General features: G+C 51.8%; 1 rRNA gene. It reads right to left on the bottom strand.

Features of this window, described 5'->3' with window-relative positions:
* A 23S ribosomal RNA gene (locus tag ACI48D_RS25965) occupies positions 1–1,016 on the bottom strand; the annotation flags it as partial.

Raw genomic sequence — 1,016 nt, 5'->3', positions numbered from 1 at the left:
GCGAGAGGGCTTTTCACCCTCTTTATCGCTACTCATGTCAGCATTCGCACTTCTGATACCTCCAGCATCCTTTACAAGACACCTTCGCAGGCTTACAGAACGCTCTCCTACCATATGTCAAAAAGATATCCGCAGCTTCGGTGACTGGCTTAGCCCCGTTACATCTTCCGCGCAGGACGACTCGATCAGTGAGCTATTACGCTTTCTTTAAATGATGGCTGCTTCTAAGCCAACATCCTGACTGTTTTAGCCTTCCCACTTCGTTTTCCACTTAGCCAATCTTTGGGACCTTAGCTGGCGGTCTGGGTTGTTTCCCTCTTGACGCCGGACGTTAGCACCCGACGTCTGTCTCCCAAGCTCGCACTCATCGGTATTCGGAGTTTGCAATGGTTTGGTAAGTCGCAATGACCCCCTAGCCATAACAGTGCTCTACCCCCGATGGTGATACTTGAGGCACTACCTAAATAGTTTTCGGAGAGAACCAGCTATTTCCAGGTTTGTTTAGCCTTTCACCCCTACCCACAGCTCATCCCCTAATTTTTCAACATTAGTGGGTTCGGACCTCCAGGGCGTGTTACCGCACCTTCATCCTGGCCATGGGTAGATCACCTGGTTTCGGGTCTACACCCAGCGACTGTCGCCCTGTTCGGACTCGATTTCTCTACGGCTCCCCGATCTGGTTAACCTCGCCACTGAATGTAAGTCGCTGACCCATTATACAAAAGGTACGCCGTCACCCCACGAAGAGGCTCCGACTGTTTGTATGCACACGGTTTCAGGATCTATTTCACTCCCCTCCCGGGGTTCTTTTCGCCTTTCCCTCACGGTACTGGTTCACTATCGGTCGATTACGAGTATTTAGCCTTGGAGGATGGTCCCCCCATCTTCAGACAGGATTTCTCGTGTCCCGCCCTACTTGTCGTACGCTTAGTACCACCGTTCGGATTTCGTGTACGGGGCTATCACCCGCTATGGCGCCTATTTCCAGAGGCTTCCACTATCCGATCGACTATCAC

Origin of the sequence: Massilia sp. LXY-6 (genome assembly GCF_051233485.1) — a bacterium.
Lineage (GTDB): Bacteria > Pseudomonadota > Gammaproteobacteria > Burkholderiales > Burkholderiaceae_D > Telluria.
The sequence above is the reverse complement of the archived record's forward strand: the minus strand, read 5'-3'. Positions and strand labels throughout refer to the sequence as shown.